The sequence below is a fragment of the Streptomyces sp. NPDC005303 genome (assembly GCF_040607335.1).
Taxonomy (GTDB): Bacteria; Actinomycetota; Actinomycetes; order Streptomycetales; family Streptomycetaceae; genus Streptomyces.
The window spans coordinates 174,643-198,573 of the sequence record NZ_JBEXGM010000012.1 but is presented as its reverse complement, the minus strand read 5'-3'; the positions used below and the strand labels follow the sequence as shown (position 1 = coordinate 198,573).

The 23,931-nt window shown below is 71.2% G+C and carries 25 protein-coding genes; 12 read left to right on the top strand and 13 right to left on the bottom strand.

Features of this window, described 5'->3' with window-relative positions; genetic code table 11:
- Positions 1 to 127 precede the first annotated feature (127 nt).
- Positions 128 to 997 (bottom strand): MHYT domain-containing protein, encoded by an 870-nt coding sequence (locus ABZT93_RS19755; protein ID WP_356106047.1) that lies wholly within the window; start codon positions 995 to 997, stop codon positions 128 to 130.
- Positions 998 to 1,277: 280 nt separating this feature from the next.
- On the opposite strand from ABZT93_RS19755, the gene ABZT93_RS19750 reads away from it, so the two are divergent.
- Positions 1,278 to 2,147, top strand: coding sequence for a glycerophosphodiester phosphodiesterase family protein (locus tag ABZT93_RS19750; RefSeq protein WP_356106046.1), 870 nt, complete (start codon positions 1,278 to 1,280; stop codon positions 2,145 to 2,147).
- Between the two features lie 60 nt (positions 2,148 to 2,207).
- Entirely contained in the window at positions 2,208 to 2,762 is a 555-nt protein-coding gene (locus tag ABZT93_RS19745; protein WP_356106045.1) for a methylated-DNA--[protein]-cysteine S-methyltransferase, read from the top strand.
- 237 nt (positions 2,763 to 2,999) lie between these two features.
- Here the strand turns inward: ABZT93_RS19745 and ABZT93_RS19740 are convergent, their stop codons facing one another.
- Positions 3,000 to 3,428, bottom strand: coding sequence for a VOC family protein (locus tag ABZT93_RS19740; protein ID WP_356106044.1), 429 nt, complete (start codon positions 3,426 to 3,428; stop codon positions 3,000 to 3,002).
- A gap of 99 nt (positions 3,429 to 3,527) precedes the next feature.
- Here ABZT93_RS19740 and ABZT93_RS19735 point away from each other — a divergent pair, with 99 nt between their 5' ends.
- Positions 3,528 to 4,436, top strand: a complete 909-nt coding sequence (locus ABZT93_RS19735) for a pseudouridine-5'-phosphate glycosidase (protein ID WP_356106043.1) — start codon at positions 3,528 to 3,530, stop codon at positions 4,434 to 4,436.
- 80 nt (positions 4,437 to 4,516) lie between these two features.
- Positions 4,517 to 5,404: a sugar kinase gene (locus ABZT93_RS19730; RefSeq protein WP_356106053.1), complete on the top strand. Its 888-nt coding sequence runs from the start codon at positions 4,517 to 4,519 to the stop codon at positions 5,402 to 5,404.
- 309 nt (positions 5,405 to 5,713) lie between these two features.
- Here ABZT93_RS19730 and ABZT93_RS19725 read toward each other — a convergent pair whose 3' ends face one another.
- Entirely contained in the window at positions 5,714 to 6,508 is a 795-nt protein-coding gene (locus ABZT93_RS19725; RefSeq protein ID WP_356106042.1) for a methyltransferase domain-containing protein, read from the bottom strand.
- 270 nt (positions 6,509 to 6,778) lie between these two features.
- On the opposite strand from ABZT93_RS19725, the gene ABZT93_RS19720 reads away from it, so the two are divergent.
- Positions 6,779 to 7,906, top strand: coding sequence for a magnesium and cobalt transport protein CorA (locus ABZT93_RS19720; RefSeq protein WP_356106040.1), 1,128 nt, complete (start codon positions 6,779 to 6,781; stop codon positions 7,904 to 7,906).
- 20 nt (positions 7,907 to 7,926) lie between these two features.
- On the opposite strand, the gene ABZT93_RS19715 is transcribed toward ABZT93_RS19720, so the two are convergent.
- Both ABZT93_RS19715 and ABZT93_RS19710 read right to left on the bottom strand, forming a co-directional pair.
- Positions 7,927 to 8,358, bottom strand: coding sequence for a CBS domain-containing protein (locus ABZT93_RS19715; RefSeq protein WP_356106038.1), 432 nt, complete (start codon positions 8,356 to 8,358; stop codon positions 7,927 to 7,929).
- Between the two features lie 159 nt (positions 8,359 to 8,517).
- Positions 8,518 to 9,150 (bottom strand): uridine kinase, encoded by a 633-nt coding sequence (locus tag ABZT93_RS19710; RefSeq protein ID WP_356106036.1) that lies wholly within the window; start codon positions 9,148 to 9,150, stop codon positions 8,518 to 8,520.
- A 444-nt stretch (positions 9,151 to 9,594) separates the two neighbouring features.
- On the opposite strand from ABZT93_RS19710, the gene ABZT93_RS19705 reads away from it, so the two are divergent.
- The 3 genes from ABZT93_RS19705 (at position 9,595) to ABZT93_RS19695 (ending at position 12,974) form a co-directional block, all read left to right on the top strand.
- A complete protein-coding gene (locus ABZT93_RS19705) occupies positions 9,595 to 10,302 on the top strand; it encodes a DUF2293 domain-containing protein (protein WP_356106034.1) in 708 nt (235 codons plus the stop codon).
- Positions 10,303 to 10,804: 502 nt separating this feature from the next.
- Positions 10,805 to 11,287, top strand: a complete 483-nt coding sequence (locus tag ABZT93_RS19700; protein WP_356106032.1) for an anthrone oxygenase family protein — start codon at positions 10,805 to 10,807, stop codon at positions 11,285 to 11,287.
- Positions 11,288 to 11,486: 199 nt separating this feature from the next.
- Positions 11,487 to 12,974, top strand: a complete 1,488-nt coding sequence (locus tag ABZT93_RS19695) for a glutamate synthase subunit beta (protein WP_356106030.1) — start codon at positions 11,487 to 11,489, stop codon at positions 12,972 to 12,974.
- A gap of 64 nt (positions 12,975 to 13,038) precedes the next feature.
- Here the strand turns inward: ABZT93_RS19695 and ABZT93_RS19690 are convergent, their stop codons facing one another.
- Positions 13,039 to 13,518 carry a carboxymuconolactone decarboxylase family protein gene (locus ABZT93_RS19690; protein ID WP_356106029.1) on the bottom strand — a complete coding sequence of 160 codons (480 nt, stop codon included), beginning with the start codon at positions 13,516 to 13,518 and terminating at the stop codon, positions 13,039 to 13,041.
- A gap of 46 nt (positions 13,519 to 13,564) precedes the next feature.
- Here ABZT93_RS19690 and ABZT93_RS19685 point away from each other — a divergent pair, with 46 nt between their 5' ends.
- Positions 13,565 to 15,052, top strand: a complete 1,488-nt coding sequence (locus tag ABZT93_RS19685; protein ID WP_356106028.1) for a PLP-dependent aminotransferase family protein — start codon at positions 13,565 to 13,567, stop codon at positions 15,050 to 15,052.
- Positions 15,053 to 15,276: 224 nt separating this feature from the next.
- On the opposite strand, the gene ABZT93_RS19680 is transcribed toward ABZT93_RS19685, so the two are convergent.
- Together ABZT93_RS19680 and ABZT93_RS19675 are read right to left on the bottom strand one after the other, a co-directional pair.
- Positions 15,277 to 15,531: a DUF397 domain-containing protein gene (locus ABZT93_RS19680; protein WP_356106026.1), complete on the bottom strand. Its 255-nt coding sequence runs from the start codon at positions 15,529 to 15,531 to the stop codon at positions 15,277 to 15,279.
- A complete protein-coding gene (locus ABZT93_RS19675; RefSeq protein WP_062024548.1) occupies positions 15,532 to 16,392 on the bottom strand; it encodes a helix-turn-helix transcriptional regulator in 861 nt (286 codons plus the stop codon).
- Between the two features lie 268 nt (positions 16,393 to 16,660).
- Here ABZT93_RS19675 and ABZT93_RS19670 point away from each other — a divergent pair, with 268 nt between their 5' ends.
- The 3 genes from ABZT93_RS19670 (at position 16,661) to ABZT93_RS19660 (ending at position 19,839) form a co-directional block, all read left to right on the top strand.
- Positions 16,661 to 17,323, top strand: a complete 663-nt coding sequence (locus tag ABZT93_RS19670) for an ATP-binding protein (protein ID WP_356106024.1) — start codon at positions 16,661 to 16,663, stop codon at positions 17,321 to 17,323.
- Positions 17,314 to 17,760 (top strand): hypothetical protein, encoded by a 447-nt coding sequence (locus ABZT93_RS19665; protein WP_356106022.1) that lies wholly within the window; start codon positions 17,314 to 17,316, stop codon positions 17,758 to 17,760. Before ABZT93_RS19670 ends, ABZT93_RS19665 begins: the two co-directional genes overlap by 10 nt.
- Positions 17,761 to 17,895: 135 nt before the next feature.
- On the top strand, positions 17,896 to 19,839 hold the full coding sequence (locus ABZT93_RS19660) for an ABC transporter ATP-binding protein (RefSeq protein WP_356106021.1): 1,944 nt from the start codon (positions 17,896 to 17,898) through the stop codon (positions 19,837 to 19,839).
- Positions 19,840 to 19,841: 2 nt separating this feature from the next.
- On the opposite strand, the gene ABZT93_RS19655 is transcribed toward ABZT93_RS19660, so the two are convergent.
- From ABZT93_RS19655 to ABZT93_RS19635, 5 genes are all read right to left on the bottom strand, one after another.
- Positions 19,842 to 20,027, bottom strand: a complete 186-nt coding sequence (locus tag ABZT93_RS19655; RefSeq protein WP_082319552.1) for a hypothetical protein — start codon at positions 20,025 to 20,027, stop codon at positions 19,842 to 19,844.
- A gap of 172 nt (positions 20,028 to 20,199) precedes the next feature.
- Positions 20,200 to 20,889: a DUF899 domain-containing protein gene (locus tag ABZT93_RS19650; RefSeq protein ID WP_356106019.1), complete on the bottom strand. Its 690-nt coding sequence runs from the start codon at positions 20,887 to 20,889 to the stop codon at positions 20,200 to 20,202.
- Positions 20,890 to 20,970: 81 nt separating this feature from the next.
- Entirely contained in the window at positions 20,971 to 22,140 is a 1,170-nt protein-coding gene (locus tag ABZT93_RS19645) for a cytochrome P450 (RefSeq protein WP_356106018.1), read from the bottom strand.
- A 25-nt stretch (positions 22,141 to 22,165) separates the two neighbouring features.
- Complete coding sequence (locus ABZT93_RS19640) at positions 22,166 to 22,381, bottom strand: hypothetical protein (RefSeq protein ID WP_356106017.1); 216 nt, start codon at positions 22,379 to 22,381, stop codon at positions 22,166 to 22,168.
- 118 nt (positions 22,382 to 22,499) lie between these two features.
- The gene (locus tag ABZT93_RS19635; RefSeq protein WP_356106015.1) at positions 22,500 to 23,852 is read right to left on the bottom strand and encodes an amidohydrolase; all 1,353 of its coding nucleotides are present in this window, start codon (positions 23,850 to 23,852) and stop codon (positions 22,500 to 22,502) included.
- Positions 23,853 to 23,931 lie beyond the last annotated feature (79 nt).

The window sequence follows — 23,931 nt, the reverse complement described above, 5'->3', positions numbered from 1 at the left end:
GGCAGACAGGCGGTGCCACGGACCGTGAGCGACGGCGCGGGCCCGGACGAGCCCACGGAGCGTGGGAGCCGCCGCGCGGCGACAGGAGCCGGGAAGGGGACCGGAGGCGGCGACGGGGCCCGGTGGGTCAGCGGTTCTGCGGGGTGCGGGAGTCGTGGTGGGTCACGTTGCGGTGGGTGCGCAGCGAGGCGCGGGGAGCGGCTGGGTGGTGGAGGCGTTCGCGGGCGGGGACGCCGGGCTTGTTCTCGGCGGGCGACCACACGGGCTTGCCCATGACCATCAGCGGATCGAACATCACGACGACACCCGCGAGCAGCAGGAAGGCCAGCGGTCCGATCATCATCGGCGCGAGCAGGGAGGCGGCAGAGTCACCGGAGACGGGGGCTGAGGTGCCGTGCAGATGGACGCTGAGGGCGGCCATGCCGGTGTAGTGCATGCCCGTGACGGCGAGACCCATGACCAGGCTCGCACCCACGCTCCACAGGAATCCCCTGACCTGCCCGGCGGCCCACAGGGCGGCGGTGGCGGCGACGACGGCTATGACCACGGAGATGCCGACGGTGACCGTGTTGTACTCCAGCTGCCCGTTCAGGCGCATCCCGGCCATGCCCAGGTAGTGCATCGAGGCGATGCCCAGGCCGGTGACGGCACCGCCGGTCATCAGGGGCGTCCCGGACGCACCCCGGTAGCCGACGATGAAGACCCCGATGCCCACCATGACGATGGCGACGCCCAGGCTCGCGAAGGTGATGGACCTGTCGTAGTGGATCGGCGCCTGTTCGACCTTGAACCCCATCATCGCGACGAAGTGCATGGTCCAGATGCCGGAGCCGATCGCCGCCGAGCCGAGAGCCAGCCAGCCGGGTCGCCAGGACCGGCTGACCAGCATGGATCTGGTGGTGCAGCGCAGGCCGAGGGCACCGCCGAGGCAGGCCATGAGGTAGGCCACCAGTGGTGTGACGAGTCCGTAGCTGAATCCGTCGACCGTGCCTTGCATGCGCGGCTGCCCTTCCGCCCTCTTACATCCTGGAATTCCCTGAAACGTGCCCCTTCCCAGCATCGCCCGAGCGATCAGGGTTGAGGCAGAGAGTATGACTGCCACCGGAATGGTCGAACGATTTTCCGGCAAAGAAACACGCCCTTGCCCCAGTTGTGCGGCACCGGTGAGCGGACTTGGGACACGCACGTTCAGGATGTGTCCATTCTGTACCCGGGTGCCGTTGACCCGGTGCTGTCAAAGTGGTGCTGTACGTGATCGCTCGACGCGAGGAGTACGTATGCACGCGCGCGCCGTGACCGCCCTGACCACCGCACTCCTGGGGACCGTCGCCCTCCTGCTTCCCGCGACCGACGTCAGAGCCGTCGAGGACGGCACGCCACCCGCGGTCATCGCCCACCGGGGCGGCTCCGCCTACGCCCCCGAGAACACCCTGGCCGCCGTCGACAAGGCCGCCCGGCTCGGCGCGGTCTGGGTCGAGAACGACGTCCAGCGCACGAGGGACGGCAAGCTGGTCGTCCTCCATGACGACAGCCTGGCGCGTACCACCGACGTCGAGCAGGTCTTTCCCCACCGGGCGCCGTGGAAGGTGAAGGACTTCACCGCCGCCGAGATCGCACGTCTGGACGCGGGGAGCTGGTTCGGCGCCGCCTACGCGGGCGCGCGCGTGCCGACGTTGAAGCAGTATCTGGACCGCGTCGATCTTCACCGTCAGAAGCTGCTCCTCGAACTCAAGCACCCGCAGCTGTACCCCGGCATCGAGCGGGAGACCCTCAAGCTCCTCGGCAACGAGGGATGGCTCGACGGGAAGCACCGGAGCCGGCTCGTCGTGCAGAGTTTCAGCGCGGCCAGTCTGCGGACCGTCCACGATCTCGAGCCCGGTGTGAGGACCGGCTTCCTCGGCACGCCGTCCGTGGCGGACCTGCACCGGTACGCGGTCTTCACCGACCAGATCAACCCGACGTACACCTCCGTCTCCAGGGTCTACGTCCTGACGGTCCATGCCTTCACAGGCCCGCACGACAAGCCGCTGGAGGTCTTCGCCTGGACCGTCGACACCGCGGACGCCGCGCGGCTGGTCGCCGGATACGGCGTCGACGGCGTCATCACCAACAAGCCGGACGTGGTGCAAGACGCGCTGCGCGAGTGACGGGCCGACTGTTCGCGCAGGTCACCGGGTGTTGTCAGTGGTGGCCCGTACCGTGGACGCATGAACAGCCATGGGCAGGACGAGCAGCGGATCGTGTGGACCGTCGTCGGCACGGACATCGGCCCGCTGCTGCTGGCCGCCACCGACGAGGGTCTGGTCAACGTGGTCTTCCACGCCACCGAGGCGGTCCGCGACAAGGCGCTCGAGCGGCTCGCGTCCCGGTTGGGCACCGAGCCCGTCGAGGCGCCCGGTTCTCCGCTGCTGGCCGAGGCGATATGCCAGGTCGAGGCGTACTTCGCGGGCGAGCGGCACGACTTCGAGCTGCCCCTGGACTGGTCGCTGATCTCGGGCTTCAACCGGCAGGTGCTGCGCGAGCTGGCGTCCGGCGTGCGGTTCGGCCAGGTCGTCGGGTACGGCGATCTGGCCGGACGAGTCGGCCAGCCGGGTGCCGCGCAGGCCGTGGGGGTGGCCATGGGCTCCAATCCGCTGCCGGTCGTCGTGCCCTGCCACCGGGTCGTCGAGAGCGACGGCGGGATCGGTGGGTTCGGCGGCGGTCTGGAGACCAAGCGGAAGCTGCTCGCGCTGGAGGGCGTGCTGCCCGAGCCCCTGTTCTGAGACGTTCCGGGCCGGCGCCCTCAGGAGTGCTCGTCGGGCTCCGCGCGCCACGGCCGTCCACAGGGCCGGCGCGGTGGCGGAGTCTCCCGTGCGCGCAGCCACTGGCATCCGACTTCGTCCGGGGCGCCCGCCGCACGTACGTATCCGGCCCGCACGAAACGCTGAAAGGTGTACCGCCGGTACGACGTCTCGCGCGAGGCGGACCACGTGCGCGTGGCACGCGGTCCGCTTGCGCGGTCAGTCGTAGTGGCGTGCCTCGAAGACGTTCCCGTCCGGATCGCGGAAGTAGAAGCTGCGCCGGGCCGGTCCACGGGCGCCGAAGGAGTCGTGGGAGAAGTCCGAGACGGGCACGGACCGTTCCTCCAGGCGGGCACGGAGTGTCTCGAAATCGTCGGCGGCCAGGGCCAGGCAGACATGATTGACGGGGTGTCCCGCGCTCTCGGCAGCGCCCGGGACCATTTTCATGCCGTCCGCCAGGGTGAGCGGCATGAGGTCGAAGATGGTCTCGTCGTTGAGCCGTACGGAGGGGAAGGAAACGGCCCCCGCGGCGTAGTCGGTGAGCCTCACGGGTTCCAGACCCAGGGTCTTCTCGTAGAAGTCGGCCGACGCCACCGGGTCGCGCACCCAGAGGACGACATGGTCGAGACGTGTCGAGTTGTCCGTCATGCACCCCAGGCTGGTGTGGTCCTCCGCAGCCCGCAAGGGTTTGACTGAAGGTGCCGCCCGCCAGAGATGAGGGAAGACCGATCGACAGGAGGCAGGCCCGTGGTGCTGGTGGTGTCCGAAGAGGTGCGCGAGGCGATCGACGCGCGTCAACCCGTGGTGGCCCTGGAATCCACGATCATCGCGCACGGGCTGCCACGTCCGCGCAATCTGCAGGTGGCGCTGGAGCTGGAGGATGTCGTACGGCAGGAGGGCGCCGTACCGGCGACGATCGCCGTGCTGGACGGGCGGCCCCATGTCGGCCTGGACAAGCAGCAGTTGGAGCGGGTCGCCAACGAGGACGGGATCCGGAAGCTGGGCCACCGGGATCTTCCGCTCGCGGTGGCCGCGGGGGTGAGCGGCGCGACCACCGTGTCGGCGACGGCGCAGCTGGCGGCCCTGGCCGGGGTGGAGGTCTTCGCGACGGGCGGCCTCGGCGGGGTGCACCGGGAGTGGACGACGACCCAGGACGAGTCGGCCGACCTCGGTCTGCTGGCGCGCACATCGATCACCGTGGTGTGCGCGGGCGTGAAGTCCATCCTGGACGTGGCCGCGACGCTCCAGCGACTGGAGACGCTGGGGGTCGCGGTCGCCGGGTACGGCACGGACCGTTTCCCCGGCTTCTACCTGTCCGACTCCGGGCATCCGGTGGAGTGGCGGCTGGACACCCCCGAGCAGGTGGCGGACGTGATGCGCGCGCGTGAGGCGCTGGACGCCCCCGGCTCGGCGCTGATCGTCGCCAACCCGGTGCCCGAGAACGAGCAGCTGGATCCGGAGTTGCACGCGCGTGTGCTCGCGGAAGCGCTGCGGGCCTGCGAGGAGGCGGGGATCACCGGTCAGGGGGTCACGCCGTTCCTGCTGGACTACCTCGTGCGGCACACCGACGGCGCCTCCCTGAGTGCCAACCTGGCGGCGGTGCGCGGGAACGTGCGGCTGGCGGGGCGGATCGCGACGGCCCGGGCCGGGGCGTGACGACGGACGGGCTGGGTAACCCTGCGACCGGCCGGGACAGCGCGCCGGGCAGCGCCGCGGCCCTCCGAGGCGCTGCCCTCCTGGTCGTCGGGGACGTCATCACGGACGTCGTCGCACGGCACCGAGGGCCGCTCGCCGCCGGTACGGACACCGCCGCCGCGATCCGAACGGTGCCGGGCGGGGCGGGGGCCAATGTGGCCTGCTGGGCCGCCCGCGCGCGCGGTACGGAGGTACGGCTGCTGGGGCGGGTGGGCGCGGACTCGGCCACGTGGCACGAGCGGGAACTGGCCGCGTGCGGGGTGCGGCCGCAGCTGGTCGTCGATCCGGAGGCGCCGACGGGGACGGTGATCTGCCTCGTGGACACGGGTGAGGCTGCCGAGCGGACGTTCCTCACCGAGAGCGGCGCGTCACTGCGGTTGGAGCCGGACGACTGGACGGACGCGTTGCTCGACGGTGTGGCGAGGCTGCATCTGTCGGGTTATCTCCTGTTCTCGGAGCCGAGCCGTGCCCTGGTGGCCGTCGCCCTGGAGTCGGCACGCGCGCGTGGCGTACCGGTGAGCCTTGACCCGGCGTCGGCGGGCTTCCTCCGGGAAGTGGGAGTGGACCGTTTCTTCTCGTTGATCGAGGGGGTGGACGTCCTGCTGCCGAGCCGGGACGAGGCGTGCCTGCTCACCGGGTTGCCCGACCTCGCGGACGCGGCGGCCAAGTTGAGCCGCCACGTCCCGCTGGTGGTGGCCAAGCAGGGGGCCCAGGGGGCGCTGATCGCCCGGTCCGGCACCGTGTACGCCCACGTGCCCGCCGTAGCGGCGACGCCCCGGGACACCACCGGGGCGGGTGACGCCTTCACAGGCGCGTTCCTCGCGGCCCTGCTGGCGGGCGCCGCGCCCGAGGACGCGGCGGCGGAGGGATGCCGGGCCGGTGCGCTGGCGGTGGAGCGGGTGGGCGGGAGACCACCGATTCCGGAGTGACGACGGGTCGGGGGCCAGGTGGCCAACGGACGTCTCTCCGGGCTGACGGCCGGTCGGGGGGCCATGGTGGCCAGCGGACGCCCCTCCGGACTGACGGCCGGTCGCGGAGCCATGATGGCCAGCGGACGCCCCTCCCGACTCACGGTCGATCACCGGTCCACCACCATCAGCGGACACTCCCCCGACTCACCGCCGATCACCGGGCGCCCACCGTCAGCGGACGCCCCTCCCGGCTCACCGCCGATCGGCGGTTCTCCGGACTCCCGCCCGGCCACCGGTCACCGGTTCCCCCGATTCCCGCTCCCCTTACTACGCCTTGCGCCCCCATGCCGAGATCAGGGGGGCCGTGGCCAGATCCATCGTGCCGGTGGCGACGTTGGCGAGGTGGCGGTCGATGTCCTCGTCCGTGGCTAGGCCCGCCGTGACCAGTTGGGCGCGGATCTGGCGGATCGTGGCGGACTCCAGGGCGGCGCAGGCCGGCGAGGCGAGCGGGAAGTACGCGTCGGCGGCGACCTGACGCAGACCGGCCTCACGGAGCAGTCGCGGGAGGGTGCGGCCGTAGGAGAGGTCGGCGCCGCGGTCGGCGAGCAGCCGCCGAAAGCCCTGGCGCAGCCGGTTCGCCAACTGCTGTTCCGGGCCGTGTTCGTCGGGGCAGGTCAGAGGCTGCAGGGCGGGGTCGGCGTCCTCCAGCAGGAGCCGTCCGCCGGGCCGCAGGGACTTGATCATCGACTGCAGGGCCCGTTCCCGGTCCGGCACATGGACCAGGACGAGCCGGGCGTGCACCAGGTCGAAGTCCTCACCGGGAGGTTCCTCTGCGCTCACGTCGTGGACCCGCACGTCCACCGGCGGCCGGGCCGCCGGGGTGAGACGCGTGGTGTCGATGTCCGTCGCGACGACCTTTCCGGTCGGGCCGACCTTCTTCGCCAGCCAGGACACCACGGACGTGCCGCCCGCGCCGACCTCCCAGCAGCGCCAGCCGGATCCGATGCCGAACCCCTCGATGTGCCGGAAGGTCGTGGGGTCGAAGAGGGTGGCGAAGGCGTCGAAGCGCTCTCCGGCCTCCTCCTGCCGGTTGTCGAGGAGATACCCGTCGGTTCGTGTCATGCCGCGATGATCCCAGTTGCCGCGCTTGTCGGAAACGGGCGACGCGGTTCCTACGAGGGGACGACCGAGGAGACGAGCGAGGAGACGAGCGACGTGCGTGCGTCGGGACACCGGGCCGGACGCCTGAGCGGTGCGGACCGGTTTTCCACAGACGGGAACCAAGCGGAACCTCCCCTGTCCACAGGCTCACCCGGCGCTTGCGTCGAGCTGGCAAACTGGCGCGCCAGACGCAGAAACGCGTCGCACGGAGATGCACGCGAGGAGATCCAGATGTCCATGGCAGGGAATCTGCGAAAGGTCACGAGCCTCGGCAGGGTCGGCGGCCTGCGCAAGGTGGCCCGGCTGGCCCGGCGGCGCCCGCGCGTCGACCTGAGCCACCACGCCCGCTCCCCGCTGGGCACCTCGGTGGTCAACTGCGTGACGTACAAGGAGGGAGCCCGCATCCCGGTCGACGGCGATCTGGTCGACACCGTGGAGCGGATGCGCAGGAGCCGTGACGGTTTCGTCTGGCTCGGCCTGCATGAACCGTCGGACCATGAGTTCGAGGGCATCGCGGACCTCTTCGACCTGCACCCGCTGGCCGTCGAGGACGCGGTGGAGGCCCATCAGCGCCCGAAGGTGGAGCGCTACGGCGAGACACTGTTCGCGGTGTTCAAGACGGTCTGCTACGTCGAGCACGAAGAGCTCACGGCGACGAGCGAGGTGGTCAACACCGGCGAGATCATGGTGTTCGTCGGCGAGGACTTCGTGATCACGGTGCGGCACGGCAGCCATGGATCGCTGGGTCCGCTGCGCGAGGAGCTGGAGTCCGACCCCGGGCAGCTCGCCAAGGGGCCGGCCGCGGTGCTGCACGCGATCGCGGACCATGTGGTCGACGACTATCTGGACGTCACCGATTCCATGCAGTCGGACATCGACCTGGTCGAGACGGCGGTGTTCTCGGACAACGGCGCGCGGGTCGACCCGGGCCGTATCTACCAGCTCAAGCGTGAACTCCTGGAGCTGAAGCGGGCGGTGGCCCCGCTGAGCCGCCCGCTGGAGGAGCTCTCCACCCGGCCGATCCAGGTCATCGCCCCGGAGATACAGGCGTACTTCCGCGACGTGACCGACCATCTGCTGCGTGCCAAGGAGCAGATCGCCGCGTTCGACGAACTGCTCAACTCGATCCTCCAGGCACACCTCGCGCAGGTCACGGTGGCGCAGAACGAGGACATGCGGAAGATCACGGCGTGGGCCGCGGTGATCGCCGTCCCGACGATGGTCTGCGGGGTGTACGGCATGAACTTCGACCACATGCCGGAGCTGCACTGGACGTTCGGCTACCCGTTGGTCTTGGGCGTGATAGCCGTGGGCTGCGGTGTGCTGTACCGCGGCTTCAGGCGCAACGGATGGCTGTGACCGGGGCGTCCCCGGGCGGGTCAGTGGGTGGTGGAGGAGTGCGCGTAGACGCTCTCGGCCCAGCCGGCGATCTGCTCGTCCGTCAGGTGCCGGGCCAGGTCGGACTCGCTGATCATGCCCACCAGGCGCTTGTTCTCGATGACGGGGAGCCTGCGGATCCGGTGCTCCCGCATCTCGTGCAGGACGTCGGTCACGTCGGCGCTCGCGTCGATCCAGCGGGGGGTGCCCTGGGCCATCTCACCGGCGGTGACCTTGGCCGGGTCGTGGCCGACGGCCACACAGCCGATGACGATGTCGCGGTCGGTCAGGATGCCGCAGAGCCGTTCGTCCGCGTCGCTGATGGGCAGGGCTCCGACGCCGAGTTCACGCATCAGCTGGGCGGCGCGGTCGAGGGTCTCGTGAGCGGGGATCCACTGGGCACCCCGGTGCATGACGTCTCCGGCGGTGGTCATGGAGTACCTCCCGGTGCCGGACGGCCGGCGCGGCGCGGGCGGCACCGCAAGTCCCGGCGCCCTACATTCTCGCCGCGCCAGCAGGGACCCGCACCCGGAACCTTTGGGTGACGGCGGCAGGGCCCGGGCGGTGACGCCGCAGCGCTCGGATCGGCTGGGTCAGCCGTTCCACGCCGGGTGGCGGGGGTCGTCGGCGCGGACGAGGACGTCGGCCGTACCGGCCGGGTCGGTCTCCTCGGTGTAACGCTCGTAGGCAGGGAGGGTCCAGTGGTCGGGCTCGGGAGTACGGCGCCGGAGGGCGCCCTCGGAGAGGAGGACGTGCACGGTCAGGTCGAAGGGGTACCAGTGGCGCAGCAGGAGGGGGCCGTGCAGCAACAGGACGCCGCCGGGCGGGAGTTGGATGTAGGGGCTGCGGGTGGCGCGGTCGGTGACCGGGTCCCACAGGTCGGGCAGGACTCGGCCGTCGCCGCCGGGTTCGAGGGGGCCGAAGACCTCGCGCCAGAGGGCGCCGGTGTCGAACCAGCCGTCGTAGTAGGCCTCCAGGTCGTGGTGGCCGTATTCCAGACGGAGCGAGGCGGGGCGCAGGAAGCCCTCCATGCCGACGACGAGCGAAGGGCGGCCGCGTATCCGCAGGGCCTCGCCCACCCGCTCGGCGAGTTCGCCCGGGCGGGCGGCCGGGGCACCGTCGAGGGCGACGCGGGGCCAGGGGCTGCCGTCGGCCGGCTTCAGGTCGAGCAGGCGGTCGGCCAGCCGCTCGCCGAGCCGGTCCCAGGTGATCGCTTCGAGTCGCACAGGGCCATGATGCGTCAGCCGGTGTTCAGGACGCGTCGCGCTCGTGCCGACGTATGCGACACGGGGCGGGTTCCCGCGCGCAGGGGCTCGCTGTGGACCTTGGGGTCACGGCCCGGAGTGGGACGCGGAGTCGGTGAGATGGCGCGGCCGTATCGAGGGCACGGGAGAGAAGAGGGGCGGCTGGTGGTCCGGAGGACGGTAATCGCGGTCAGCGCCGACCGGTTGACACGGCGGTGGGCTGGGGCAGGGTGCTCGGGGGCGCGATCGGGGTGACCGTCGAGGCCGAAGGGACAGGGGTGCCGCGCAGGCCGGCCGTCGTACGAGGATCTCGCGGTGGCGGTGGTCGACGAGATCGTGCCGCCGACGCGGTATCGGACGCGAGTGTCGGTGGTGGGGGTCGGTGGTGAGGGTCGGCGCCGGGTGTGACCGGGGAATGAACCACTCATGACCGGCCTAGCGACTCTCCCGACCCATGGCGGACTTCTCGTCGTCCAACCGTTGAGGCGGCGGCACTGTGCGGAGTGCCGGGGCGGGCCGTTGTCGCTGCTCGTCGTGGAGGGCGGGGCGCCGCGGTGTCTCGACTGCGCCGACCTCGGACACCTGGTGTTCCTGCCGCGCGGGGACACGGCGCTCACTCGTCGGTCGCGGGAGGAGAGCACGCTGTCGGCGGTCGTGGTGCGGTTCAACCGGCGCAAAGGGCGTTACGAGCGCCAGGGCGTCCTCGTCGAGGAGGCGGGGCTGGCGCGGGCCGAGGAGCGGTGTCTGGCTGACGCGGAGGCACGACGGCGGCGCCGGGTACGGGACGCGCGGCGGCGGGCGGTGGAGGACGTGCGGTTCGCGGAGGAGTTCGCCGCGGAGATACGGCGGCTGTTTCCGGGGTGCCCCGGCGATCGGGCTCGGGCCATCGCCTCGCATGCGTCCCTGCGGGGCAGCGGGCGGGTGGGGCGGAGTGCGGCGGGGCGGGCCCTGTCGGAGGGCGCGGTGGTGTCGGCGGTGGTGGCGTCCGTACGGCATGTGGACACGCCGTACGACACGTTGCTGATGAGCGGGGTGGCACGGCACGAGGCGCGGCGGCGGATCTCGGGGCGGGTGGAGGCGGTACTGAGAGGGTGGCGGGAGCCGGGGATGGTGCTACCGGAGGGGGCGGGCTGAGGATCCCAGCACCGGCCGCTCGGACCGCCAGACCGGAACACCGACCCCCTCCCGCTCCACACCACCGAGCCCACTCCCCGGCCCCTGCCCCTCCACACCACCGAAACCAGCCCCCGACCCCTGCCGCTCCGCCGACCAAAGCCCCCGGCCCCGCCCCTCCACACCACCGACCAAAGCCCCCGCCACCGAGGCTTCGCACCACCAAGCAAGCCCCCGACACCGAGCCGCTCCCCATCACCGGACAACCCTCGCCACCGGACAACCCTCGCCACCGGGCGCCCGCTTCGCACCGCGGAACCACACCCCCGTCGCCCGCTCCGCCCCCACCCCCCGGCAACTCCGTCGAGGTCGGCAAAGAACTGCTGATGTGGAGAGCCTCTGGGCACCCCGTGGGGATGGACGTTCGGTTATGGGGGTGCGCGCAATGGCCATGGTTCCGGGGGTGGGGTCGGGATTCACTGGTGGAGACGGTAGTACCGGGCCGCAAGCGGGAGCTGGTGTGATGACGATCGATGGGCCTTATTTCGTGCTGGTCGTGCTCGGGGTGCTCGGGACCGGACTGGTCGCCGGGGTGTTCTGCGCGTTCTCGACGTTCGTGATGAGGGGGCTCGCCGGGTTGCCGCCCGCGCAGGGGGTCGCCGCGATGAACGCGATCAATGTGAGCGCGGTGCGGCCGCCGTTCATGGCCGTGTTCGCCGGCTCGGCGGTGCTGTGCGCGGTGATCGCGGTGGTGACGTTCGTGCTGTGGCCGGACGAGGGGACCGTGGAGCTGCTGGTGGGCAGCGCGCTGTACCTGTTCGGCTCGTTCGGGCTGACGTTGGTGGCGAACGTGCCCCGCAACGACGCCCTGCTCAGGCTGGACCCGGGCACCCCGGAGGCGACGGCGTACTGGCCGACGTACGTGCGCGAGTGGACGACGTGGAACCACGTCCGCGCGATCGCCTCGGGCGCGGCGGCGCTGGCGTACGTACTGGCCCTCACGTGAGAGCGCCCACACCGTCCCCCGGTCTCCGGAACGTGATGAAAGCGCTGTCCCCAAAGGCTCACCGGCACTCTGCGGGAGTGGCCGGAGAGTCGTATCGTGGCCGAAAGAAGTTCCGCAGCAGTTCCGCACAAGTGCCGCCCGATGACGCACGGCCATGTCGGACGCGTCAGCGTCACCAGTGCGAGCGAGGAAGACGGCCATGGCCGATCCCAAGGGATTCATGACCACCCCGCGTCAGGACCGGCCCCGTCGGCCGGTCGCGGAGCGGGTCCGGGACTGGGACGAGGTCTACGTCCCCGGAGCACTGCTGCCCATCATCACGAAACAGGCGGATCGCTGCATGGACTGCGGCATCCCGTTCTGCCACGAGGCCTGTCCGCTCGGGAACCTCATCCCGGAGTGGAACGACCTGGTCTCGCGGGAGGACTGGCGGCAAGCCTCGGACCGGCTGCACGCGACGAACAACTTCCCCGAGTTCACGGGGCGGTTGTGTCCGGCACCGTGCGAGGCGGGGTGTGTGCTCGCCATCAACCAGCCGGCGGTCACCATCAAGAACGTCGAGGTGGCCGTCGCGGACCAGGCCTGGGAGCTCGGGTTCACGCCGCCGCGGCCGCCGGACCGGCTGTCGGGGCGGACCGTCGCGGTGATCGGGTCCGGGCCGACCGGCCTCGCCGCCGCACAGCAGTTGACGCGGGCGGGGCACACGGTCGCCGTGTTCGAGAAGGACGACCGGCCGGGCGGGCTGATGCGGTACGGCATCCCCGAGTTCAAGATGGAGAAGCGGCATCTGGATCGGCGGATCGACCAGATGCGGGCCGAGGGGACGAAGTTCCGTACGTCCACGGCGGTCGGGCAGGATGTCGGGGCCGCGGAGTTGCGGACGCGGTACGACGCGGTGGTGATCGCGACGGGGGCCACGGCGTGGCGTGAACTGGACGTGCCGGGGCGGGAGTTGGCCGGGGTCCAACAGGCCATGGAATACCTGCCGTTGGCCAACCGGGTGTGCCAGGGAGAACTGGCGGTGTCTCCGATGTCGGCCGCCGGGAAGCATGTCGTGATCGTGGGCGGGGGCGACACGGGGGCCGACTGCCTGGGGACCGCGGTACGTGAAGGGGCCGCCTCCGTGACCCAGTTGGACATCTACGCGCAGCCGGGCGGTGAGCGGGACGAGGACGTGGAGCCGTGGCCCACCTACCCGAAGATCTACCGGTTGTCGGCGGCGCACGAGGAGGCCCGCGAACTGGAGACGGCGCCCGCGGCGGATGCGGACGCCCGGTTGTTCGCGGCGTCCACGCTGCGCTTCACCGGGGACGAGGACGGGCACGTACGGTCGCTGCATCTCGTCGAGGTGGACGCGGCGCGGCGGCCGGTGGAGGGGACGGAGCGGACGCTTCCCGCCGACCTGGTGCTGCTGGCTCTCGGGTTCTCCGGGCCGGACCGCAGGGACGGGCTGGTGGAGCAGTTGCGGCTGGAGATGGAGCCTCGGGGGACGGTCGCGCGGGATGCGGGGTTCGGGACGAACGTGCCGGGGGTGTTCGTCGCGGGGGACGCCGCCCGGGGGCAGTCGTTGATCGTGTGGGCGATCGCGGAGGGACGGGCGGTCGCGGCGGCGGTCGACCGGTATCTCACGGGGAGTTCGCAACTGCCCGCCCCGATCGGGCCGTACGACCGGCCGATGACGGTGTAGGGCGGCCCGGCGGGTCGAGTCCCGTACGACCCGCCCCGGTGACGGAGGGAGAGCCCCCGGCCGCTCACCTCCGCTCGTCCGTCCCCGCCACCTTGGCCGTCGCCAGGGCCACCCTGTTCCATGTGTTGATCGTGAGGATCAGGGACAGGACGTGGGCCAGTTCCTGCTCGTCGAAGTGGGCCGCGGCCTCGCGGTAGACCTCGTCGGGGACTCCCCCGTCGGCCACCAGGGTCACCGCCTCCGTGAGGGCGAGGGCGGCCTGTTCCTGCTCGGTGAAGAAATGGCGGGCCTCGCGCCAGACCGGGACCATGTGGAGGCGGTCCTCCGTCTCGCCGGCCTTGCGGGCGTCGTTGGTGTGCATGTGGAGGCAGTACGCGCAGTGGTTGAGGTGTGAGGCGCGGATCTGGATCAGTTCGACGAGGGCGGGGTCGAGGCCCTCGCGGGCCGCCGTGTCGAAGCCGACCAGGGCCCGGAACACCTTCGGGGCGGCCTTCGCGAGGTTGAGTCGAGCCATACCTGTCATGTGCGTGTTCGTCGTGGTCATGAGATCAATCTACGGGCCGGAAAGACCGGCTGTAGGGTGCATTTCCATGCGGGAATCGTGGGTCAATTACGCGGAGCGGATCGGCTCCGACCTGCACCTGGAGCTCTCCGCGCCGGGGAGCAAGCGGGCCGCGCTCATCGGGGCGCTGCGTGAGGCCGTACGCAGTGGGCGGCTCGCCCCGGGCACCCGGCTGCCGCCGTACCGCTCGCTCGCCGCCGATCTCTCGGTCGCCCGTAACACGGTGGCCGACGCCTACGCCGAACTCGTCGCCGAGGGCTGGCTCACCGCCCGCCAGGGCTCCGGCACCCACGTCGCCGAACGAGCCCGGCCGCTCGGCCCCGCCGTACGCCCGAAAGCACCCGCGCCGCACCCACGTGTGCGTGCCCCGCGCCACGGGCCGGCCATCCGGCACGACCTGCGCCAGGGCACCCCGGACGCCTCCGCCTTCCCCCGGACCGCGTGGCTCGCCTCCTACCGCCGGGCCGTCCAGCAGGCCCCCAACGAGGTCTTCGGGCCCGGCGATCCCGCCGGACGGCCGGAGCTGAGAGCGGCCCTCGCCGGGTACCTCGCACGCGCGCGTGGCGTGCGGACGGATCCGAACCGGATCGTCGTCTGCTCCGGGTTCGCACACGCCCTGCGGCTGCTCTTCGGAGGCAGAGGCAGAGGCAGAGGCGGGAACAATCACGCAGGCCGACAGATCCTGCGCGGTCCGCTCGCCGTGGAGGCGTACGGACTGCCCTTCCACCGGGAGCTGCTCGCGGCCGAAGGGGTGCGGACCGTGCCGCTCCCCCTCGACGAACACGGCGCCCGCGTCGACCGGTTGGCCCGCGAGCGGGCCGTACTGCTCACGCCCGCGCACCAGTTCCCCACCGGCGGTCCGCTGCACGCCGAGCGCCGGGCCGCGGTGGTCGACTGGGCACGCGCGCGTGGCGCGGTGGTGCTGGAGGACGACTACGACGGGGAGTTCCGCTACGACCGCAGACCAGTCGGCGCCCTGCAGAGCCTCGACCCCGAGCGGGTGATCCTGATCGGCTCGGTCAGCAAGAGCCTGTCGCCCGCGGTGCGGCTGGGGTGGATGGTGCTGCCCGAGAGGTACGTCGGCGGCGTGCTCGCGGCCAAGGGCGAGCGGGAGGCCTGGGCGAGCGTGCTGGACCAGCTGGCCCTCGCCGATCTGATCGTCTCCGGGGCCTACGACCGTCACGTTCGGCGGATGCGACAGCGCTACCGCGGCCGCCGGGACCGGCTTGTCGCCGCGCTGGCCGAGCGGGCGCCGCACGTCGAGGTCAGCGGCGTCGCGGCGGGGCTGCACGCGGTGCTGCGACTGCCGCCGGACACCGAGCGGTCCGTCGTGCGGGCCGCGGTCCGGCAAGGGGTCGGGCTCGACGGGCTCGCGGAGTTCCGCCACCCGGACTCGGACATGCCCGCCCACGAGGGTCTGGTCGTGGGGTACGCGACGCCTTCCGAGCATGCGTACGGAGCGGCGCTGGAGGCGCTGTGCGGGGCGCTGGCGCCGGGTGGGACACGGGTGCCGTAGAGCGGTGCCGGCAGCCGGAGCGATCCGGCCGGCCCATGGAGGAGTGCGTGAAGGCCCGGTGGGACCGGGCCTTCATCGGTACGCGCGGGTCGGGGCGAGCAGCTGCCGCCCCTCGCCACTGCCTCAGGGACGTGGGTGGTGCCCCCGCTCGTCGTGCTCGGTGGTGTCGATCGCAACCATCAGTGCTTACCCATCAGTGCTTACCCAGCAATGGAACAACGAGGTCAGGAGAGCAGGAAGTCGGCCTCCCCCGCCTTCGCGCCCTCGATGAACGCGGTCATCTCGTCGGTGGTGTAGATCAGCGCCGGTCCGTCCGGGTCGGTGGACTGGCGCACGGCGATCCGGCCGTCGGCGAGCTTCATCGCCTCCAGGCAGTTGCCGCCGTTGCCGCCGCTCCACGGCTTGTGCCAGCCTTCGCTCCCCAGCTCCCGGGCGGGCATGCCGTTGTAGACGGGAAGGCGTGGCTTGATGCGGTTCATTCACAGCTCCTTGCGGAGATCCCGGAGGAACTCCTTCGTGCGATGTGCCGTAGCGGCCTGTGCCGCCATGCGGTCCATGACCTCGAGGTGGGTCGCCACCTCGACGCGCGCGTCCAGATAGACCGCGCCGGTCAGGTACTCGCTATAGACCATGTCCGGAAGTTCGGGCACGGCGAATCGGAAGAGCACGAAGGGCCCGTACGTGCCGGGGTGCGGCCCGTTGGCGAACGGGGCGACCTGCAGCGTCACGTTGGGCAGCTTCGTTGCCTCGAGCAGTTTGTCGATCTGCGCACGCATCACCTCCGGGCCGCCCACGGGGCGGCGCAGCACGGTCTCGTCCATGACCACCCACAACCGGGGCGCGTCCTGACGGGTGAGCAGTCCCTGCCGTTCCATGCGCAGGGCCACATGGCGCTCGATGTCCTCGGGGCTGGTCTGGCCGATGGCGCCCGAGCGCAGGACGCCACGCGCGTAGTCCTCGGTCTGGAGCAGACCGGGCACGAAATGCGGTTCGTACTCGCGGATGAGCGCGGCCGCGCCCTCCAGGCTGACGTGCATCGAGAACCAGCCGGGCAGCACGTCGTGGAAGCGCTGCCACCAGCCGGGGCGGTTGGCGTCCTCGGCGAGCTGGACGAAGTCCTCGGCCTCCTGGTCACTGACGCCGTAGGCCTTCAGGAGCAGCTGGAGGTAGGGGATCTTGAGCCCTACCTCGGCCATCTCCATACGGCGGACGGTGGCGGGGGCGACCCGGAGGATGCGGGCGGCTTCCTCGCGCTTGAGCCCGGCGCGTTCCCGCAGGTCCAGCAGGCGCCGGCCGAGGACGACCTGGCCGACCGTCGGCGCGGACCGCGGTTCGCTCACGCTCCACCTCCACTGAGTCACGTACGGGCGTCGAAGTCATGCTCGGGCGTCACAGCCACCAGCATGCTGACAGGCCAGCGGCGCCATTCGAAGACCTGATTCGAAGATCTGTACGGATACGAATACCGATACGTACGGATCTCCGGTGATCCCAACTGGCGCCGCTCAACATGCTGTTGCGAGCAGTGTGCCACGGCCTCCCACCGCGTCACACAGCACTCTGCATTTTTCAGAGTGACACTTGCCAAGTGTTCACGACGGGGCGATAGTGGCAAGCGTGATTCCGTCCCCGCCCTTAGGAACAGACGCTGCCGAAGACCGCCCCCAGGGTCTCGGTGCCGCCGCGGGAGCAGGCCTCTCCAAGGCCGCTGCCCGGCGCCGGTTCCGTTTCGAGCTGGCCGCGCACCCGGGGTCTCCCGCGCAGGCCAGACGCCTGACGAGGGCGCGACTGAGCCACTGGTCGGTCTGTGAGGACACCTGCGACTCGGCCGCCCTGGTGGTCTCCGAGCTGGTGACCAACGCCATCGTGCACACCGCGAGCAGCCGTGTGGTGTGCGAGCTGCACGACAACGACGACCTGGTGCGGATAGCCGTACGTGACGAGGGCTGTGCGCCGGGTGAACCGCATCCGTCCCCGCAGCGTGGCGAAGAGGAGCACGGGAGGGGACTGCTCCTCGTCGACTCCCTCTGTCACGCGTGGGGCGCCCATGAGCACGGCCCCGGTCTGCTGGTCTGGGCGGAGCTGCCGCGCAAGGCGGACGAGCCCCGCGAGGACACCGGTCCGCGCAACGACCTGGGCTGGGGGGCCCGCCCGAAGCCCGTTCCCTCCGGGGAGCCGGGCCAGGGGGACGAGGCCGAGGAGCACCACAGAGCGGCGCCGGAGGGGGAAGCCCGCGAACACGGAGCGGGGGGCTCGGGCATATGGGCGTGAGGAGCGGGTCCGGCGGCCAGGTGCTGACTCTGGACACGCTGGTCCGCCTCGGCCGCGGGCTGCGGACGCCGGGGACGCCGCACAGGCTGGCCGTGCCGGACGGGATGACGGTGCCGCTCGGCTGCGACGCGGTGGGGGTGCCGATCCGGCTGGGCAAGCAGCTGGTGTCCCGGTTGCCACGGGTGGGGTGCGTGTACGCCGACGCCACGCACTGGTGGTGGCTCGTTCCCGCCGACTCCGACTTCGCGCTCCAGTGGCCCACACCTGCCCAGTACGCCACCGGGGCGGTTGTTCCGGACGCCCCGGTGGTGCCGTCCCTCGTTCATCGGGCCGAGGGGACGCTGCCGTACACGCCGCCGATACCGTTGTACTTGGCGTTGTGCCGGCTGACGGGGGCCACTCCCAGCTGGTCCCGGCCGGTCAGCTCCGCCGGTTAGGCCGTCTCCAGACCGACGTCCCCTGTGCGCAACGGTGTGCGCCCGCGCGCCGTCCGTAATTTTCTCTGCGCCCTGCCCCCGTGCGGTTCGCCCCGGCCATAGTTTCCCCCGTCCAGCGATCGGGGGAGGTCCACGGTGGGGAAACAACCGGACGCCGAGCAAACCGGGGTCTCCGAGTCGGAGCAGCTGCTCTTCGGCGGGCCCCTGCGGTACGACATGGGGTGGAACTCCCATGCCGACGCGTTCCTGGAGCTGGGGTTCCGGGCCATGGTGGTCCGGCTGCCGTCGCTGTTGTCGGCCAGTCTGCGGCTGGCCTGGCAGGCCGATCGGCGGGCCGCACGGATCGTGGTGGGGGCCGAGGTGGCGCGGGGGCTGACCCAGGCCGTGAGTCTGCTGGCCGTCAACAGTGTGCTGGGGCGGCTGATCGGCCGGGGCGCGCTGGAGGACCGGCTCCGCGGTGCCGTGCCCGCGCTGGTCACCATGGCCGCCGTGATGCTCGTCGGGGCACTGCTGCGGGCCGCGTCGACGTATGCCACCGGGCGCCTCGAACCCAAGGTGGAGCGGGTGGCGACCGAGCGCTATCTGGAACGGGCCGCCACCGTCGAGCTCGCCGCGATCGAGGACCACGCCTTCCACAAGCTGCTGGACACCGCGCAGTACGGCGCCGCCTCGGCCCGCCGGATGATCTCGTTCGCCACCCGCGTGGTGAACGCGATGATCTCGCTGATCGCGGCTGCGGGCGTGCTGACCGTGCTGCACCCGGCGCTGCTGCCGCTGCTGATCACGATGACCATCCCGAGCGGCTGGAGCGCGCTGACCATCGCGCGCCGTCGGTACGAGTCCTTCCACGCCTGGGTGCAGCACGCGCGCGCGGGCCGGCTGCTGGGCGCCCTGCTGATCGAGCCCGAGGCGGCACCGGAGATCCGGGTGCACGGGGTGGGCCCGTTCCTGCTGCGGCACTTCCGGGCGATGGCGGAGACGGCGGAGGAGGAGCAGGCCCGGCTGGCCAAACTGGCCGCCCGGACGGGACTGATCGCGGCGGCCTGGACCGGGATCGCGACCGCGGCGACGTACGCGACGCTGGGCGGGCTGCTGCTGGCGGGCGCGATGGCCCTGTCGGTGGCGGGTACGGCCGTGATCGCGATCCGTACCGGTTCGCAGAGCCTGGACACACTGGTCGTCGAGGTGAACGCGCTGCACGAGGAGGCCCTCTTCGTCGGCGACCTCCAGCGGCTCTACGAGGAGGCGGCCAGGTGGGCGATCCCGGTGGGCGGGACCGCGCTGCCCGACGAGCCGCACGAGATCCGCTTCGAGCACGTCTCCTTCACCTACCCGGGTGACGCGGCGCGCCCGGCCCTCGACGATGTGACGCTCACCGTGCCGCTCGGCAAGATCGTCGCGCTGGTCGGCGAGAACGGTTCCGGCAAGACCACCTTGGTGAAGCTGCTCGCGGGGCTGTACTCCCCGGACCGGGGCCGCATCCTGTGGGACGGGGTGGACGCGGCGCACGCGGACCGGCGGCTGCTCGCCGAGCGGGTCGCGATGGTCGCCCAGGACTTCAAGCGGTGGCCGTTCACCGCCCGCGTCAATGTGGCGGTGGGCCGCTCCTCGGTGCCGCTGACCGACGAACGGGTGTCCGGCGCGGTCGCGGAGGCCGGGGCCGGGGAGGTGCTGGCCGATCTGCCCCGCGGCCTGGACACGTTGCTGGCCCGTAACTTCAGCGGCGGGCACGAGCTGTCGGGCGGGCAGTGGCAGCGGCTCGGGATCGCCCGGGCCGCCTACCGTCGCGGTCGCATCCTGATCGTGGACGAGCCGACGGCCGCCCTGGACGCCCGGGCCGAGCTGGAGGTCTTCGAGAAGATCCGCGCTCTGGCCGGCACCGGTCAGACGGTCATCCTGATCACCCACCGACTGGCGTCCGTACGCCACGCCGATCTGGTGCACGTCCTGGAGCAGGGAAGGCTCGTGGAGTCGGGCACGCCCGACGAGCTCCTGGCCTCCGGAGGTGTCTACGCGGAGCTGTACTCGCTCCAGGCCGAGCAGTTCACGGCAAAGGTGCCCGCCAAGGAGGCGGGCTGACCTCATGCGAGGGCGTCGGCCGCCGCCTCTCCACTGCGGACGATCACCAGGAACGTGTCGGACGCGAGGTCCATGACGACCTCCGCCTGCAGTCCCTCAAGACGCCTCGCCTGCGCGAACTCCTCCGCCGGCCACGATCCACGCGGCCCGCCAGCGGGAAAGCGTTCGAGCACTGTTCGCCCGTTCACCACCCTGCACCTCCAGAAAGCGTGCGCTCATCCGTAGGAGCGCTTGTAGGAGTTAACGCCTTCCGGGCCCAGAAAGCCTCGGTGAGTTGCCGTACTGAGACGTAGTTGACACGAGTTCAGCGCGAAGCGTGAGAAGTCGATTACTCAACGGTCACATCGGTCGCTTTATGTGTCAGTCCTCGTACTCATCGTGATACCTGATGCGCACACTGCCTGCGGGCGCCCCGAGAGCAGACGCGCGCCCCTTCGGTTCCTCCCACTCCTCCTGCCGTCCCAGTGCGGTGAGATCGAGGAGGCTGGTGGTGGAACCGAGTCCGTCGAGGCCGCGTGCATAGGTCGAATAGGTGTGAAAGACCTGGTCACGGTCGCGCAGGAAGCAGCTGATGCCGGGCCGGTCGGTGGGCTCCCCCGTGATCTCCAGGGTGGCCTCGAAGTCGTGGTTGAAGTCGCTGCCGCAGGACGAGTACCAGGGCACGGTCCATCCCATCCGCGCCTTGAACGGCAGGATTTTCGTATACGGCGCCCTCGACACGGCGGCGAAGGTCGTCCCCCGTGCCTTCAGATGGGCCAGGTGCCCGATCTGGTCCAGGAACGCGGAGCAGCTGCGGCAGCCCTCGTCCCATTCCGGCGCGAACATGAAGTGGTAGACGACGAGCTGGCCGCGCCCCTCGAAGAGGTCGAGCAGGGTGGCCTTGCCGTCGCCGCCCTCGAAGACGTACTCCTGCTCCACCTCGACCATGGGCAGTCTGCGCCGCTCGGCGTTGAGGGCGTCACGCGCGCGCGTGGCCGCCTTCTCCCTGACCAGCAGTTCCTCGCGCGCCGCGCGCCATTCGTCCCGCGAGACGATCTCCGGAAGCGCCATGGGGTCCCTCCTGTGCGTCGGTCCGTCCGGGGTGGTGACCGTTGGAGGGGGCGGAACTCATCGGTGGTGCGGGAGATTTCCTCAGTACGACACCCGCAGCGTGAGCAGCCCGCGGGCGCGCAGCGAGTGGCGCCAGGCCGGGGTGGGCTCGGCGAGCGCGAGGTCCGGGAACCGTTCGAGCAGCGCGGCCAGGGCGATCTCGGTCTCGGCACGGGCCAGCGGGGCGCCCAGGCAGTAGTGGATGCCGTGGCCCAGGGAGAGATGGCCTGAGGCGTCGCGGGCCAGGTCGAGGCGGTCGGGGTCGGGGAAGCGGGCCGGGTCACGGTTGGCGGCGGACGGGGAGACCCAGACCGTCTCGCCCGCCGGAATCGTGACCCCGCCGATGGTGACGTCCTCGACGGGGAAGCGGCGAATCGCCAGCAGGGCGGGGCCCTCGTAGCGAAGGAACTCCTCGACACCGGCCGGGAGCAGGGACGGGTCCTTGCGGAGGGCGGTGAGCTGTTCGGGGTGCTGGAACAGGGCGAGGGCCGCGTTGCCGATCAGCTGCACGGTGTTCTCGTACCCGGCGAAGAGGATGAGGAAGGCCAGTGACATCAGCTCGTCCTCGCTGAGCCGGTCGCCCTCGTCGCGGACGGCGATCAGGTCGGAGAGCAGGTCGTCGGCGGGGTCCCGACGCTTGTCGGCGAGCAGCCGGGTGAAGTAGCCGAGCAACGCCACGACCGCTTCCTTGGCGGCCTCGGGTCCTGCCGCGGGGTCCGGCGCGACGAGGGTGTCGGTCCACACCCGGAAGTCCAGCCGGTGCTCGTCCGGGATGCCGAGCAGGTCGCAGATGACCGTGATCGGGAGGGGTGCCGCGTAAGAGGCGACGAGGTCGGTCGTGCCGTGGTCACCGAGCGCGTCGAGGAGCCGGTCGGCGGTGTTCCGGATCCGCCCCCGCAACCGCTCGATCCGAGGCGGGGTGAAGGCCCGTCCGACCAGTCGCCGGATCCGGGTGTGGTCGGGCGGATCCATGTTGAGCAGGTTGGCGTCGAGAGCGGGCGGCAGCGAGAACCCTTTGTACGTCCCCGCCGTGGCGTGCCTCTTGTCCAGCGACAGCCGTGGATCGGCGAGAGCCGCCCGCACATCGTCGTACCGCGTGACGATCCAGGCCGGCGTCCCGTCCGGCCCGGCGATCCGGTGCACCGGCGCGGTGTCGCGCAGACGCCGGTACACGTCGTAGGGGTGGTCGAGGAGGCCGTCGGCTGGATCCATGAGCGTCAGCCTAGCGGCGCGGAGATCATGGGCTGCCCGACTCGGAGACGCCCTGGGCGAGTTGGCCCACGACGTCCAGGACCCCCTGGCCGAAGGCGGTCGGAGCAACCAGGATGCCGAGGACGAGCACGACGGCCACGGTCAGCCACTGATCGGAGCGGCTGCGGGCCTGCACTCGGCGGCGAATCCGCACGAAGACGATGACAGCGAGCAACACCGCGACGTTGATCGTCAGTTCCACCTGCCGGCCCTCCCCGTCAGACAGGCATGTCCCGGCTTTCATCTGTAGCGTGAAACCACCTCACGCGACCGCCCGATCACCGACGGTTGGCGCCAAAATGCCCTTCCTCGACTGGATTTCAGGTGTCGTACGACTGGATCCGCCGACCGTGGCTCCGGTCCAGCAGTGCGGGCATCCGCTCCCCCAACTCCCTTACGACCGCGCCCACATCGATGGTCAGCAGCTCGCGGTCCCGCATCAGCACCCGGCCGTCGACGATCGTCGTGCGGACGTCAGAGGAGCGGGCGCTGTGGACGAGGGTCGCGGCGAGATCGTGGACGGGCTGGGTGTGCGGGCCGGTGAGGTCGACCAGGATGATGTCGGCTCGGCGGCCGGGCGCGATGCTGCCGACGACGTCACCGAGTCCGACCGCGCGGGCGCTCTGGAGGCTTGCGTGATGAAGGGCCTGACGGGAGGTCAGCCAGCGGGGGTCGCCGGTGGTGGACTTCTGGATCAGCGCGGTGAGCGCCATCGACTCCCATACGTCGAGGGAGTTGTTGGAGGCGGCACCGTCCGTGGCGAGGCCGACAGGGATGCCGAGGTCGCGCAGGGCGCGGACGGGCGTGGTGGTGGGCCAGGCGAACTTGAGGTAGCCACGGGGCGCGGTGGCGACGGCCGTACGACCGGCGGCACTTGCGAGGAGGGGCAGGTCGCGGTCGAGGATGCCGCTGCCGTGCGCGATCAGGACGTCCGTGTCGAGGATCCCGGTGCGCCGCAGCACCTCGATGGGTGTGACGCCGTGCCGGGCGAGGCTCGTCTCGGCCTGGTCGCGGTTCTCGGAGGCGTGGAGGTGGACGGGGAGCCCGTGCTCCTGGGCGAGCGCGGCGGTCGCGGTGAGGTCGGGTTCGTCGACGGTATAGGGCGCGTGCGGGGCGAGGGCGGTGGTGATGCGGCCACCGGCGGCGCCGCGCTGCCGTAGCGCGAACTCCAGGGATTTCTCCCGCCCTTGGGGCCCCTGCGAGGAGAAGTACGCCTCCCCGAGGTGCGCGCGGATGCCGCACTCCTCGACGACCGCGGCGACGGCGTCCATCGAGAAGTAGTGGTCGGCGAAGCAGGTGACTCCGCCCCAGATCATCTCGGCGCAGGCCAGACGGGCCCCCAACTCCACATCCTTCTCAGTGAGGTTGGACTCGATCGGCCAGACGACGTCGTTGAACCACTCCTCGGTCGGCAGGTCTTCGGCGATCCCGCGCAGCGCGACCATGGGCGCGTGGGTATGGCAGTTGACGAGCCCCGGCAGGGCGATCTGCCCCCGCGCGTCGATGCGCTCCATCGCGGGCAGTTCGGCGGCCCGCGCACTGCTGGTCACCGACTCGACGACACCGTCCCGTACGACGATCGCGGCGTCCCGCACGAACCCCACCCGTTCTTGATCGTCGTGCGTGAGCACCGTGCACGGGGTGATGATGAGACCTGCGGGAGAAGGTGTCATACAGGCACCGTACGACGCGGTCGTGTACCCGCAGTGGGTGAACCGCGCATCCCGGCGCCGCCCTGTCGCGGCGGCGCGG